The sequence below is a fragment of the Erwinia sp. AK-PDG3-5 genome, assembly GCF_056821705.1.
The window spans coordinates 1,401,997-1,415,050 of sequence record NZ_CM165967.1; the positions used below are offsets into that span (position 1 = coordinate 1,401,997).

Here is a 13,054-nt window from a genome sequence, read left to right on the forward strand (position 1 = left end):
TCTTGCTTCACTCTCCCCCAGCATCCGTTTTATTTCAGCTCAAGCACCTTAAATCCGTGCGTTCCATCGCGATCTAACTGCGCAATCAGCCCAAACTCCCAGTCTAAATACGCCTGCATCGCCTCGGCGGAATTATCCGTGCCTTCATACGGGCGACGATAGCGATCGCTTCTTGGCTGTAACAGCCGCGTTTCACCCTGTTCTACGGGTAAACCTGCCGCTCTCCACGCCGCATTGCCGCCCGTCAGCACGCTGACCGGCTTGCCGCTAAGCTGCTGTAACTCTTCCACGGCATAGCGTGCCAGCAAACTGCTGCCACAGGTCACCACATACCGATCGGCGGCGGGCAGTGCCTGCAGGCCTTTCTGCGTAAGTAAACCGCGCTGCAGCCATGCTGCGCCCGGAATATGGCTGGCAACATAGTTAGCGCTGGTGGTGAAGTCCAATACCTGGGTACCGGGCGTATTCAGCCAGTCCGCCAGCACGGCGGGTGAAACCTCTTCCTGTTCTGGCAGAGCAGGGACTTTCGCCACCCAATGGCCTTGCTCACTGAAATCGTGCTCAACCAATCCATCCAGTACCGACACATCCCAGCCCAGCTGCGCCAGCCAGGACGCACTCATATTGGCGCGTGCACCGTCGTTATCAACCAGCACGATGCGTGCGCCGCGCACGCTGGCGGTGTGATCCGTCTCCTGTACCAGCTGACCGCCCGGCACCGATCGTGAACCGGGCAAATGACCGGCGGCATATTCTTCAGGATCGCGGACATCAAACAAATACAGCGTCCGGGTGTGATCCTGCTGCCATTGCTGCAGCTGCGCCCGCGTCAGACGCTTGACGCCTGCCTGGTCAGCGACATGGCGGGCGCGTTGCGCGGCCTGGCTTTTGGCTGTCTCGCTGCTTTCACCAAAGCGTCGGCTCTGGCCATGCTCCAGCTGTTGTCCGGCCAGCGTCCAGCCGATGGTGCCATTTCGCAGCGCAAATACCGGGTTGGTAATCCCTGCATTCACCAGCGACTGCGTGCCGATAATGCTGCGGGTTCTGCCTGCGCAGTTAACGACAACCTTTGTGGTTGGCGAAGGAACCAAATCCTGCACCCGTAGCACCAGTTCTGCACCCGGCACGCTGATGCTGCCGGGAATGCTCATGGTCTGGTATTCATCGAATCGACGGCTGTCCAGCACCACCACCGGTTCACCGCTGTTTAATAACGCCTGAACGTCTTCCGCGGGCAGCGACGGAGTGTGCACCCGACTCTCGACCAGCTCACCAAAGGCTTTGCTTGGTGAGTTAACATCGATAAACAGTTCACCGCCTGCGTCCTTCCAGCCTTGCAGGTCGCCTTCCAGCAGGGCGACATTGGCATAGCCAAAGTCTTTCAGGCGCTCAATGGCCAGCGCCACCAGCCCTTCGCCGTTGTCATAGACGGTAATCGGCGTGGCAAAGCGCGGCACCCGGTTAAGGATTTCCAGTTCCAGCTTTGACAGCGGAATGTTTACCGCAAACAGCGGATGGCCTTCGGCATACTGCGCTTCTTCCCGCAGGTCAATTAACGCCAGCTCCTGCTGCTGAAGCAGCGCCTGGCGGATGTCGTGAAAACTACGGGTATGGAGTAGATGATCAGCCATGTGAAAGATCCCAAATATTAGGTAAATACGCGTTGTTATAGCCGGAAATAAACGGTTTTTCTTCGCCGGTTTCGCTGTAAACCGCGCGCTGAACGGCACCGATATTGCCGCCATAAATATGAATACTGATGGAGGTGCGATCGCTGAAGGCGTTGCTGACCCGGTGAATATCGCCGACCTGCGGCGAGACCGCTTCAACCGTGCCGGGTTCCAGGCGCACCGGGTCGCCGTGCGGCAATAAACCGCGCGCATCGCGGATGAAATTCTGTGAAATTTCCGCGCCGCGCAGCATACCAATCAATCCCCAGACGCGATGGTCATGCACCGGCGTTGATTGCCCGGCGCCCCAGACAAAGCTGACCACGGAAAACCGCTGGCGGGCATCGGCATGCAGCAAATACTGCTGATAACGGGCCGGATTCGGCTGGGCAAACGCCTCGGGAAGCCAGTCATCATGGGCGATCAGCTGATGCAGCAGTTGGCTGCCGCGATGAAGCAGATCGGCTTCCTGCGGCTGTTCATCCACCAGCGTGGCCAGGCTACCGACAAACTCGCGCAGGCGAGCGTTGTTCAACTCACTCATGTTTTGCCCCCTGGCTTAAGGCCAGCTGATTGGATTGGCTGGAGAGGCTGTAATCGAAGGCCTGATGGACATCAATCGACTTCGGCAGTAGATGATTTTTATAGAAAAAATCGGCGGATTGCTGCAGGGAATCCGCCAGCTTCGGCGTGAATTCCACCGGGCGGATCTGCGCACTGGCAATCCAGCGTTGGGTAATGTTTTCCGGCATGCCCAGTGAGGTCGACAGTGCCTTAGCGAAGGCCTCAGGATGCTGCTGCGCCCAGATTTGCGCTTTTGCCAGCCGTGCTTGCAGGTCGGCTATCGCCTTGCGTTTGCCCGGATCTTTCAGCGCTTCTTCACGGGCTAAGGCATAGGAGTAACCGGACAGGATCCCTTTGCCGCCGCCCTGTGGCACTAACACATCCTGATCGACCACCACAGCGGAAGAGACGTAAGGTTCCCAGGTGGCCCAGGCATCGACAGAATGACTGGCCAGCGCGGCGCGTCCATCAACCGGCCCAAGGAAGCGTAGCGTGACGTCAGAGGATTTCAGACCGGCTCTGTCCAGCAAACCGAGCAGCAGATAGTGGCCCCAGCCACCCCGGTTGACGGCAATTTGCTTACCCTTCAGATCGCTCAGGCTGTGGATGCCCGAATCCGGGCGGGTAAGTAAGGCAATGCTGTCAGGGTTGTTTTGCCAGGCACCCACCGCTTTTACCGGTGCGCCGGCGGCATAAACAAATAAGAACGGCAGATCGCCGGTGAAGCCCACGTCCAACGCGCCCGCGTTCAGCGCTTCCTGCACCGGTGCGCCGGAATCGAAAGAGGTGAGCTTCAAATCATAAGGCAGGTCTATTAACTGCCCGGACTCGCGCAGCGAAATAAAGCGATCGCCTTTCACATCGCCCAGCCGCAGGGTGACTTTCTCTGCCAGCGCTGAGGTGGCGAGCGACGAGAGTACGATTGCCAGTAAAAAAGGAAAACGCATCAGGCACTCCTTGCCACTTTGCGGGCTGCGACTTTCTCTCTGGTCAGCGGGATCAGTTCACGGCCGTAATCCAGCGCATCGTTCAACGGATCGAAGCCGCGGATCAGCACGCTTTCAATGCCGAGGTCGTAATACTTCAGCAGCGCGTCGGAGACCTGGTCTGGCGTACCGACCAGTGAGGTGGAGTTGTAACCGCCGCCAACCAGTTTAGCGATGCCGGTCCACAGGGATTTGTCGAGGCGCTCCCCTTCATTGGCGGCGGCCATCAGGCGGGCCGCGCCAACGCTTTGCGGCTTCGGTAAGCCAAAATCATGGCCGGATTCAATCAGCTTTTTGCGGGCGACGTCGCGAATATGCTCGGCTTTTTCCCAGGCTTCTTTCTCCGTGGCGGCAATAATCGGGCGGAAGGAGATATTGAAACCAATCTGGCGGCCCTGTCTGGCGGCTTCTGCACGCACCGTCCGCACGGTTTCTGCGGCACCGGCCAGCGGTTCACCCCAAAGGGCGAACACGTCCGCATGACGACCTGCCACTTTGATGGCTTCAGGCGAGGAGCCGCCGAAATAGATCGGCAGCGCGCTTTGCTGTGGCTTAACCGCCGAAAACGCCTGCTCAACCTGATAATGCTCGCCCTGGTGATCGTATGGCGTGTCGGAAGTGAGGCTCTGCCTTAATACGCTGAGGAAATCATCGGTGCGCTCATAGCGCTGGGTCTTGTTAAGGAAATCGCCATCACGGCGTTGTTCAACATCGCTGCCGCCGCTGATGATATGCACCGCCAGGCGGCCATCGGTGAGTTGATCGAGGGTGGCGAGTTTACGGGCTGCCAGCGTCGGCGAGACAAAGCCCGGACGGTGGGCCAGCAGGAATTTTAACGTTGAGGTGTTGGCTGCGGCATGCGCAGTGACCAGAAAACCATCGGGTTGATCGGACCAGTAGCCGACCAACACTCGATCGAAACCGGCCTGCTCATGAGCACGGGCAAAGTCTGCAATGTACTGTTTATTAAATAGCGGACCGCTGGCAGGAATGATTTCGGACGCCAGGCGATGGCCAATCATACCGAGGAATTGAATGCTCATCAGGTTCTCTCCAGGTGAGGGCCGGTAAACGCCGGCAGAGAGAAAACCGTATAGTTGATGGGCAGGAGTGTGAAATTCATTAATCTGCGAAGCTTTGCGCAAATACAGCTATTGCTCAGTCGCAGGCAACCGACGGTGAGCGAGCCTCTCGTTATGTTCATTTTGCATAAATTATGCACAACAAATGCATTTAGGTTCTAAAAAAGCCGGTGTTAGTCTCGGGTTTTCTCCTTATTGAGACACCAGATGAAACCCCTTTCTCTTTCTGCACTTGCTGTACTTCTCGCGGCGGTCACGGCGCCCGTGTTGGCTGCGAATACGCTTTCCGTTGGCGACCAGCGGGGCAATGCGCGGGCGATCCTTGAAGCCTCCGGCGAGTTAAACAACACGCCTTATACGCTGGACTGGCATGAATTTGCTAACGCCGCACCGTTGCTGGAAGCGATGCGTGCAGGTTCAATAGATGCCGGTTCGGTGGGAGATGCACCCTTAACCTTCGCCGTGGCGGCTGGGCTCGATGCCAAAGGGATCCTGGCGACGCGCTATGCCGGCAACGCCATTATCGTCAAAAAGGGGAGCCCGATTCACAGCGTGAAGGATCTGATTGGCAAACGCATTGCGACGGTCAAAGGTTCATCCGGGCACAACCTGGCTTTGCAGGCGCTGCAAAAAGCCGGTGTCGATCCTAAGCAGGTCAGCTTTGTCTTTACCACGCCAGCAGAAGCGACGCTGGTGCTGGATCAGGGCGGCGTCGATGCGGTTTCCACCTGGGAACCTTACGTGTCATTTGCCACGCATCAGTCAGGCGCACAGATCCTGGCGGACGGTAAAGACTATCCGGCCCTCAACTATCTGGTGGCCAGCAACGCCGCCATTGCCAGCAAGAAGGCCGAACTGGCCGACTTCACGCAGCGGTTGAGCCGCGCCCGCGCCTGGGGGATCCAGCATCCTGACGCCTATGCGGCCTCCATCAGCAAGCTGTTAAGGATCCCGCAGGACGTGGCGCTGGCAAAGGTGAAGCGCGAAGTGAACTCCGTCGACACCAACAGTCAGGACGTGGTTGCGGTGCAGCAGAATACCGCCGATTTCTACGTGAAAAATGGCCTGATCCCGGCACCGCTAAAGGCGGCTTCCTTTATTGACCTCAGCCTTTCGCAGGGGAAATAGCATGCATCTGGCGCTTTATCTCAGCGACACCGGGTTGCATGCCGGAGGCTGGCGGCATCCTGAGGCGCAAAATAACGATCCGATGCAGTTGGAGACCTGGCTGACGCTGGTGAAAAAAGCGGAGCAGGCCGGATTTGATTTCGCATTTATCGCCGACAAACTGTCGATCGATGATATTTACGGTAACGACATCGCCAGCACCGTTCAGTCGCGTCCGGGATATGCCCGCCCGGAGCCGATGGCGCTGCTGACCGCATTGAGTCTGTTTACCGATCGCATTGGCTTAGGCGCTACCGTATCGACCACCTACGGCGAGCCTTTCCATACCGCCCGCACCATTGCCACCCTCGATCATTTTAGCGCCGGCAGAATGGGCTGGAACGCCGTGACCTCGACCAATGATGGCGAAGCACGCAATTTCAGCCGCCAGCAGCATTTAGGCCACCAGGCGCGTTATCAGCGTGCGGGAGAGTTTATCGATGCGGTGCATCAACTGCTTGCCAGCTGGCAGCCTGGAGCGCTGGTGGCCGACCAGGAAAGCGGCGTTTATATGGATCCGGAAAAGGTCAGCTATACCGATTTTCACGGCGAGCATTTCCATATCAAAGGGCCGCTGACCGTGGCCGCATCGCCGCAGGGCAGGCCGGTGCAGATCCTGGCGGGCGTCTCGGAGGATTTTAAGAAGGTCGCCGCCCGGGTGGCAGAGGTGATTTTCACCGTTCAACCCGACATGGCGCGCGCGCAGCAATTTTATCAGCAGTTTAAGCAGGAGATGGCCGCCTTTGGTCGTCCACCGCAAGCCTGTAAAGTGCTGCCTGGACTGATGCCGATTGTGGGCGCAACGCAGCAGGAGGCGGAAGAGAAGCGCCGTCAGCTGGATGAACTGGTCAATCCGTTAGCCGGGCTAAGCTTTATGTCTGCCAGCATGAATTACGATCTGTCGCAGCACGATGAAAACGACATATTTCCGGATATCTTCGACAAAATCAGCGGCAGCAAAGGGCGCTTTGAGTACGTGATTTCACAGGCGAGGAAAGAGGGGAAAACGCTGGCCGAAGTGGCGAAAGCCTATGCGGCCAGCGCCTCATTTAAGGTGATTGCCGGCACGGCAGAACAGATTGCCAGCGAGATGATTGCCTGGGTAGAGGCCAAAGCCTGCGACGGTTTCGTGCTGATGCCCGCCGATATGCCGGCCTCGTTGAATAACTTTGCTAAACGGGTCATCCCGGAACTGCAAAAGCGCGGTGCCTTCAGGCAGGGCTATCAGGGAACCACATTGCGCGACCATCTGGATTTACCGCTGGTCACGCCTCGCTGAACGGCGAGTGAAAAAAAAGGCGAACCCATCACAGGTTCGCCTTTTTTCGTTCTGGCGTGTTACCAGGCCAGCACTAATCCTGCAATGGAAGCAGACAGCACGCTCACCAGCGTTGATCCGTACAGCAGTTTCAGGCCGAAGCGGGAAACCACGTTACCTTGCTCTTCGTGCAGGCCTTTGATCGCGCCTGCCACAATCCCGATAGACGAGAAGTTCGCAAAAGAGACCAGGAACACGGAGAGGATGCCGACGCCGCGTGGTGACAGTTCAGCCGCCACTTTCTGCAGATCCATCATCGCCACAAACTCGTTAGAAACCAGTTTGGTTGCCATGATGCTGCCCACTTTCAGCGCTTCACCTGCTGGCACGCCCATAACCCAGGCAAACGGGTAGAAGACGTAACCCAGCACCCCCTGGAAGCTGATGCCGAAGACAAAATCGAACAGGGCATTAATCGCTGAAATAAGCGCAATAAAGCCAATCAGCATCGCCGCGACGATCACCGCCACTTTGAAACCGGCCAGGATGTATTCACCCAGCATCTCAAAGAAGCTCTGCCCTTTGTGCAGATCGCCCAGCGTCAATTCTTCTTCGCTGTCGACGCTGTACGGGTTGATGATCGACAGCACAATAAAGGTGCTGAACATGTTCAGTACCAGCGCGGCCACCACGTATTTCGGATCAATCATGGTCATGTACGCGCCCACAATTGACATTGATACGGTAGACATCGCCGTTGCCGCCATGGTGTACATGCGGCGCTGAGACATTTTTCCAAGGATATCTTTGTAGGCAATGAAGTTCTCTGACTGACCTAAAATCAGCGAGCTCACGGCGTTAAAAGATTCCAGCTTGCCCATGCCGTTGATTTTTGACAGCACGGTACCGATGGCGCGAATCACAATCGGCAGGATACGGAAGTGCTGCAAAATCCCGATCAGCGCAGATATAAACACGATAGGGCAAAGAACATTGAGCCAGAAGAATGCCAGGCCTTTATCACTCATGTTGCCGAAAACGAAATTAGTCCCTTGTGCTGCATAGCTCAGCAATTTGTCGAACAGACCCGCAAACCCTTTAACGAAGCCAAGACCCACTTCAGAGTTAAGGAAGAACCACGCAAGCAGCACTTCGATAACCAGAAGCTGTATAATAAAACGTACGCGGATGTTTTTCCGATCGGTGCTAACCAGTAAGGCCAGCACGGCTACCATCACCAGCGCCAAAGCAAAATGAAAAATGCCTGACATGTGTGCTCCATTTTTGAAGGATGTTATATTTCGCTGCACATTCTATGTAACAAGAAACTGAAAAACGAGATCTAGAACACAATATAACAATTACCTATCACCCTTCCCGACAGAATCCCCTGATTGATCACATCCTGATACTGTTTAAAAAAACACCCCACGCATCGGAAGGTTAAGCTTTTACCGGCGCACGAAAAGTGATTGCTCATTTTTTAGCTATGGAGTAGTTTGAAATCAAGGTATAGCCTTTGCTATATTTCTTAGTACTGGCTATCAGAGCGATATGCAAAACCCATTCAAATGCGCTTGATAATCATTATCATTTAAAAGACAATGATCTCTTCAGGTGTTTAGGGGAATAACTATGTTTGAAGGCCGCACAGTAGAACAAACGGTTCGCGGATCGCGCAAAATCAAATTTGCGTTGATGGGCCCTGCGTTTATCGCGGCTATCGGTTATATCGATCCCGGCAATTTTGCCACCAATATTCAGGCCGGCGCCTCTTATGGCTACACGCTGCTGTGGGTGGTGGTGTGGGCCAACATTATGGCGATGGTGATCCAGCTGATGTCTGCCAAACTCGGCATCGCCACCGGGAAAAACCTCGCTGAACATATCCGCGATCGGTTTCCGCGTCCGGCGGTCTGGTTTTACTGGGTTCAGGCCGAGATCATTGCTATGGCCACCGACCTGGCGGAATTTATCGGGGCGGCGATTGGCTTTAAGCTGATTTTCGGCGTCAGCCTGCTGCAGGGCGCGGTGCTCACCGGCGTGGTCACCTTCCTAATCCTGATGCTGCAAAGCCACGGTAAAAAGCCGCTGGAACTGGTGATTGGTGGCCTGCTGCTGTTTGTCGCGGCGGCCTACGTCATTGAACTGTTCTTCTCACAGCCAAAAATTACCGATTTGATGCAGGGGCTGGCCGTGCCTTCGCTGCCAACCGCCGATGCGGTGTTACTGGCGGCGGGCGTGCTGGGCGCGACAATTATGCCGCACGTGATCTACCTGCACTCCTCGTTAACGCAAAATCCCGACGGCGGCTCGCGTGAACAACGCTACTCGTCAACCAAGCTGGATGTAGCGATTGCGATGACCATTGCTGGCTTCGTTAATCTGGCGATGATGGCCACGGCGGCGGCGGCGTTCCACTTTAGCGGTCATACCGGCATTGCCGATCTGGATCAGGCTTACCTGACGCTGGACCCATTGCTGGGTCGCGCAGCGGCTCTGGTGTTTGGTCTGAGCCTGCTGGCGGCCGGACTCTCTTCCACCGTGGTGGGCACTATGGCCGGTCAGGTGGTGATGCAGGGCTTCGTCCATATTCACATTCCGATTCTGGTACGCCGCGTGGTGACCATGCTGCCTTCCTTTATCGTGATCCTTGCCGGATGGGAGCCGACACGTATCCTGGTGATGAGCCAGGTGCTGCTGAGCTTCGGTATCGCGCTGGCGTTAATCCCGCTGCTGACCTTTACCGGCAACCGCGAGCTGATGGGCGATATGGTAAACTCGCGCCCGATGCAGCTGGCAGGCAAGGTGATTGTGCTGGTGGTGGTAGCGCTGAATCTGTATCTGCTGGTGGCGATGGCCATGGGGTTGTAAGCCGACTTCATTACTGTGCAGGCGATAAAAAAGCCGACCTGAGCAGGCCGGCTTTTTTGATCGCTTAATGGCGATGATCGTGGTCGTGATGGCGCTCTCTTTCATGATGACGGTATTCGCGATGACGTTCGCGATCGTGCCATCTGCGTTCCCGCTCCCATTCGTGACGGCGGCGCATCTCTTCATGCCTGCGCCACTGCTCGTGTCGCCACCAGCGGCCTTCATCATAACGGTAGTTGCTGCGCCAGTAGTGCCCATCGCGCCAGCGGCCGCCGTCCCAGTAATTACCGCGCGGATCGCGGTCACCAATATGTAACGAGACGCCAGGAGCTAAGGTGATATTTGCGTTGTCAGCCTGCGCTGTGTGCATTGCCAACGGGGATAAACTTGCCACTAAGGTGGCAACAAGTAATAAACGTTTCATTGGATCTCCTTATCAACGGCTCACCTGCTCCGCTGTGCAGCCAAGATTATAAAGAGTTTGCTGCCGTTTCGCCTGGGAGATTCCGAAAAACTGCCTGCCGGGGGGATTTGAGATTTATCTGGAGAGATCCCGCCGCAGGGCGCGGCGGGACGGGTTTAGCCGAGGATGCTGCTGATTTTTTGCAGTTCAGCCTGGCTGAAATCACGCTTCTGCAGCATGCCAACCGCATCATCAATCTGGCTGGTTTTACTGGCACCAATCAGCACCGAGGTCACGCGGTTTTCCCGCAGTACCCAAGCCAGCGCCATCTGAGACAGTTTCTGCCCACGCTCCTGCGCCATCGCATTCAGCTGACGCACCTTTTCCATTTTCTCCGGGGTTAGCTGGTCGCCGCTGAGGAACTGGCTGCCGCTGGCCGCGCGCGAGTCTTCCGGGATACCGTTCAGGTAGCGGTCGGTCAACACGCCGCCTGCCAGCGGGGAGAAGGCGATGCTGCCGACGCCTTCTTTTATCAACACGTCCAGCAGACCGTTATCCGGCGCACGCTCAAACATCGAGTATTTCGGCTGGTGGATCAGGCATGGCGTGCCGAGCTGCTTGAGGATGCCAATGGCTTCTGCCGCCAGTTCAGCCGGATAGTTGGACAGCGCGATATACAGCGCCTTGCCCTGACGCACAATGTGGTCCAGTGCGCCCATCGTTTCTTCCAGCGGCGTTTCAGGATCCGGGCGGTGGTGATAGAAGATATCGACGTAATCGAGTCCCATCCGCTTCAGGCTCTGGTTCAGGCTGGCAATCAGATATTTGCGCGAACCCCAGTCACCATAAGGGCCGTCCCACATGGTGTAACCCGCTTTGGACGAAATGATCAGCTCATCACGGTAAGGCGCAAAGTCTTCCCGCAGGATGCGGCCAAAGTTTTCTTCAGCTGAACCCGGTGGTGGACCGTAATTGTTAGCCAGATCGAAATGAGTGATACCGTTATCAAACGCATGGCGCAGCAGCTGACGGCTGTTATCCACGCGGGTGCTGTCGCCAAAGTTATGCCATAAACCTAACGAAATTGCCGGTAGCTTTAGGCCACTCCGTCCGCTGCGGTGATAGGTCATTTTCTGATAACGTTCTGCATCTGCCTGATAAACCATGAATAAATCCTGTTCAGTAGAGGTCGGTTTCCGGGAAAGCATAGCAGTGTATACGGTTACACCGAACCGGTTCGCGCGGTAGATCGCAACTTGAGGATAATTCCGAGGCGTAACGACAGCTTGCCACTGCGGCAGCCTGGCGCTGTGCTGCGCATTGAAAAATATCGCTAATACTTTGCTGAGGACAACTGTGGAGAAAGCGCTATGCAAAGTCTTACCGTTGGGGAGTACCTGCTGTCACGCTTGCGGGAAGCCGGGATTGGGCATCTGTTCGGCGTGCCGGGTGACTACAATTTGCAGTTTCTCGATTCTGTCATTACCAGCAGCGAGATTGGCTGGGTCGGCTGCGCCAATGAGTTGAATGCGGCCTACGCGGCCGATGGTTATGCGCGCTGTCATGGCGCGGCCGCGTTACTGACCACCTTCGGCGTCGGTGAGCTGAGTGCGTTAAACGGCGTGGCAGGGAGCTATGCCGAATACCTGCCGGTCATTCATATTGTCGGCGCGCCTGTAACGGCCGCCGCCCGCGAAGGTCTGCTGCTGCACCACACGCTGGGCGACGGTGACTATCGACACTTTATGCGTATGTCGCAGGAGGTGACGGTCGCCCAGGCCATATTAACGCCGGAGAATGCCGTCGAGGAGATCGACCGCCTGCTGACTGTCGCGTTACGTGAACGGCGTCCGGTCTACCTTTACTTAGCAACCGATGTGGCGGTGGCAAAAATCATCCCGGCCACCACGTCAATGGCGACAGAACTGCCCTGCGATGCGGCGGCCGTCGCCGGCTTTGCCGATGCGGCAGACCAACTGTTGGCGGGAGCCAAAAACGTCGCCATGCTGGCGGACTTCCTCGCCGATCGGGCGAAGCAGCAGGGCAAACTTAAACAGTTGTTAACCGATGCGCCGATGCCGTTTGCCACCTTATTGATGGGTAAAAGCGTGCTCCCCGAGCAGCTCAAAGGCTTTGCAGGAACCTATGCTGGTGCGGCCAGTGCCGGTCACACCCAACAGATTATTGAGCAGGCCGACGTGCTGATTACCGTGGGCGTACTTTATACCGACACCATCACCGCCGGATTCACACAAAATATCGACAGCGCGAAAACACTCGATATCGGCCTTTCATCCAGCCGCATTGGAGACAAGACCTTTACCCCGCTCCCGATGAGCGCCGCATTAACCGCGCTGCAGCCGCTGGTTAAACGTTATGCCGCGCAATGGCCTGAACCCGAGGTTTCGCCTCCGCCGCTTAATGATGTGCCGTCAGACGCGCTCACTCAGGACAGTTTCTGGCAGGCAATGCAGCATTTTCTTAAGCCTGGTGATATTGTGCTGGCCGACCAGGGCACCTCGGCTTTTGGCGCAGCGGCGTTAAGGCTGCCTGAAGACGTGACCTTTATCAGTCAGCCGCTGTGGGGATCGATTGGCTATACGTTACCCGCCGCTTATGGCGCGCAGGTTGCCTGTCCCGATCGTCGGGTGGTGCTGCTTAGCGGCGATGGATCTGCTCAGCTGACCATCCAGGAATTAGGGTCGATGCTGCGGGATGGTATGAAACCCGTCATCTTTATCCTGAATAATGCAGGATATACTGTCGAGCGGGCGATCCATGGCGAACATCAACGCTACAATGATATTGCCGCCTGGAACTGGACGCAGCTGCCGCAGGCGCTGAGCCTGAACTGCGCCGCGCAGAGTTGGCGGGTGGAGCAAACGGTGCAACTGGTTGAAGTGATGAAGGTTATCGCGCAAAGCGATCGCCTGTCGCTGGTGGAGGTGGTACTGCCCCAACTGGACGTGCCGCCCCTGTTACAGGCGGTATGTGAAGCGCTAAATAAACGAAATTCTGCATAATGTTACAGAATTCAGATTGATGCCCGT

At 56.4% G+C, this 13,054-nt stretch carries 11 protein-coding genes; 4 read left to right on the forward strand and 7 right to left on the reverse strand.

Annotation, left to right across the window (positions count from 1 at the left end):
• Positions 1-29: 29 nt before the first annotated feature.
• The 4 genes from AC1UKS_RS06425 to AC1UKS_RS06440 are packed head-to-tail and all read right to left on the reverse strand — an operon-like array spanning position 30 to position 4,263.
• Complete coding sequence (locus AC1UKS_RS06425) at positions 30-1,631, reverse strand: rhodanese homology domain-containing protein (protein WP_482436143.1); 1,602 nt, start codon at positions 1,629-1,631, stop codon at positions 30-32.
• Positions 1,624-2,214, reverse strand: a complete 591-nt coding sequence (locus tag AC1UKS_RS06430) for a cysteine dioxygenase family protein (protein WP_482436144.1) — start codon at positions 2,212-2,214, stop codon at positions 1,624-1,626. The genes AC1UKS_RS06425 and AC1UKS_RS06430 overlap by 8 nt, the downstream gene beginning before the upstream one ends.
• Positions 2,207-3,181 (reverse strand): ABC transporter substrate-binding protein, encoded by a 975-nt coding sequence (locus AC1UKS_RS06435; protein ID WP_482436145.1) that lies wholly within the window; start codon positions 3,179-3,181, stop codon positions 2,207-2,209. The genes AC1UKS_RS06430 and AC1UKS_RS06435 overlap by 8 nt, the downstream gene beginning before the upstream one ends.
• Positions 3,181-4,263, reverse strand: coding sequence for an LLM class flavin-dependent oxidoreductase (locus tag AC1UKS_RS06440; protein WP_482436146.1), 1,083 nt, complete (start codon positions 4,261-4,263; stop codon positions 3,181-3,183). Before AC1UKS_RS06440 ends, AC1UKS_RS06435 begins: the two co-directional genes overlap by 1 nt.
• A 246-nt stretch (positions 4,264-4,509) precedes the next feature.
• Here AC1UKS_RS06440 and AC1UKS_RS06445 point away from each other — a divergent pair, with 246 nt between their 5' ends.
• Both AC1UKS_RS06445 and AC1UKS_RS06450 read left to right on the forward strand, forming a co-directional pair.
• Complete coding sequence (locus AC1UKS_RS06445) at positions 4,510-5,430, forward strand: ABC transporter substrate-binding protein (protein WP_265911188.1); 921 nt, start codon at positions 4,510-4,512, stop codon at positions 5,428-5,430.
• 1 nt (position 5,431) lies between these two features.
• Entirely contained in the window at positions 5,432-6,748 is a 1,317-nt protein-coding gene (locus AC1UKS_RS06450; protein ID WP_482436147.1) for an LLM class flavin-dependent oxidoreductase, read from the forward strand.
• A gap of 59 nt (positions 6,749-6,807) precedes the next feature.
• On the opposite strand, the gene AC1UKS_RS06455 is transcribed toward AC1UKS_RS06450, so the two are convergent.
• Positions 6,808-7,998 carry a NupC/NupG family nucleoside CNT transporter gene (locus AC1UKS_RS06455; protein ID WP_013203272.1) on the reverse strand — a complete coding sequence of 397 codons (1,191 nt, stop codon included), beginning with the start codon at positions 7,996-7,998 and terminating at the stop codon, positions 6,808-6,810.
• A 364-nt stretch (positions 7,999-8,362) separates the two neighbouring features.
• Here AC1UKS_RS06455 and AC1UKS_RS06460 point away from each other — a divergent pair, with 364 nt between their 5' ends.
• Positions 8,363-9,601 carry an Nramp family divalent metal transporter gene (locus tag AC1UKS_RS06460; RefSeq protein WP_482436148.1) on the forward strand — a complete coding sequence of 413 codons (1,239 nt, stop codon included), beginning with the start codon at positions 8,363-8,365 and terminating at the stop codon, positions 9,599-9,601.
• A 64-nt stretch (positions 9,602-9,665) separates the two neighbouring features.
• Here AC1UKS_RS06460 and AC1UKS_RS06465 read toward each other — a convergent pair whose 3' ends face one another.
• Positions 9,666-10,025 carry a DUF2502 domain-containing protein gene (locus AC1UKS_RS06465; protein ID WP_013203270.1) on the reverse strand — a complete coding sequence of 120 codons (360 nt, stop codon included), beginning with the start codon at positions 10,023-10,025 and terminating at the stop codon, positions 9,666-9,668.
• Positions 10,026-10,180: 155 nt separating this feature from the next.
• On the reverse strand, positions 10,181-11,170 hold the full coding sequence (gene mgrA, locus AC1UKS_RS06470) for an L-glyceraldehyde 3-phosphate reductase (protein WP_013203269.1): 990 nt from the start codon (positions 11,168-11,170) through the stop codon (positions 10,181-10,183).
• 204 nt (positions 11,171-11,374) lie between these two features.
• Here mgrA and AC1UKS_RS06475 point away from each other — a divergent pair, with 204 nt between their 5' ends.
• On the forward strand, positions 11,375-13,027 hold the full coding sequence (locus AC1UKS_RS06475; RefSeq protein ID WP_482436149.1) for an alpha-keto acid decarboxylase family protein: 1,653 nt from the start codon (positions 11,375-11,377) through the stop codon (positions 13,025-13,027).
• Positions 13,028-13,054: the final 27 nt, after the last annotated feature.

Bases quoted from the DNA above. Each gene is read 5' to 3' on its own strand.
- AC1UKS_RS06425 (WP_482436143.1), bottom strand. From the start codon at position 1,631: ATGGCTGATCATCTACTCCATACCCGTAGTTTTCACGACATCCGCCAG.
- AC1UKS_RS06430 (WP_482436144.1), bottom strand. From the start codon at position 2,214: ATGAGTGAGTTGAACAACGCTCGCCTGCGCGAGTTTGTCGGTAGCCTG.
- AC1UKS_RS06435 (WP_482436145.1), bottom strand. From the start codon at position 3,181: ATGCGTTTTCCTTTTTTACTGGCAATCGTACTCTCGTCGCTCGCCACC.
- AC1UKS_RS06440 (WP_482436146.1), bottom strand. From the start codon at position 4,263: ATGAGCATTCAATTCCTCGGTATGATTGGCCATCGCCTGGCGTCCGAA.
- AC1UKS_RS06445 (WP_265911188.1), top strand. From the start codon at position 4,510: ATGAAACCCCTTTCTCTTTCTGCACTTGCTGTACTTCTCGCGGCGGTC.
- AC1UKS_RS06450 (WP_482436147.1), top strand. From the start codon at position 5,432: ATGCATCTGGCGCTTTATCTCAGCGACACCGGGTTGCATGCCGGAGGC.
- AC1UKS_RS06455 (WP_013203272.1), bottom strand. From the start codon at position 7,998: ATGTCAGGCATTTTTCATTTTGCTTTGGCGCTGGTGATGGTAGCCGTG.
- AC1UKS_RS06460 (WP_482436148.1), top strand. From the start codon at position 8,363: ATGTTTGAAGGCCGCACAGTAGAACAAACGGTTCGCGGATCGCGCAAA.
- AC1UKS_RS06465 (WP_013203270.1), bottom strand. From the start codon at position 10,025: ATGAAACGTTTATTACTTGTTGCCACCTTAGTGGCAAGTTTATCCCCG.
- mgrA (WP_013203269.1), bottom strand. From the start codon at position 11,170: ATGGTTTATCAGGCAGATGCAGAACGTTATCAGAAAATGACCTATCAC.
- AC1UKS_RS06475 (WP_482436149.1), top strand. From the start codon at position 11,375: ATGCAAAGTCTTACCGTTGGGGAGTACCTGCTGTCACGCTTGCGGGAA.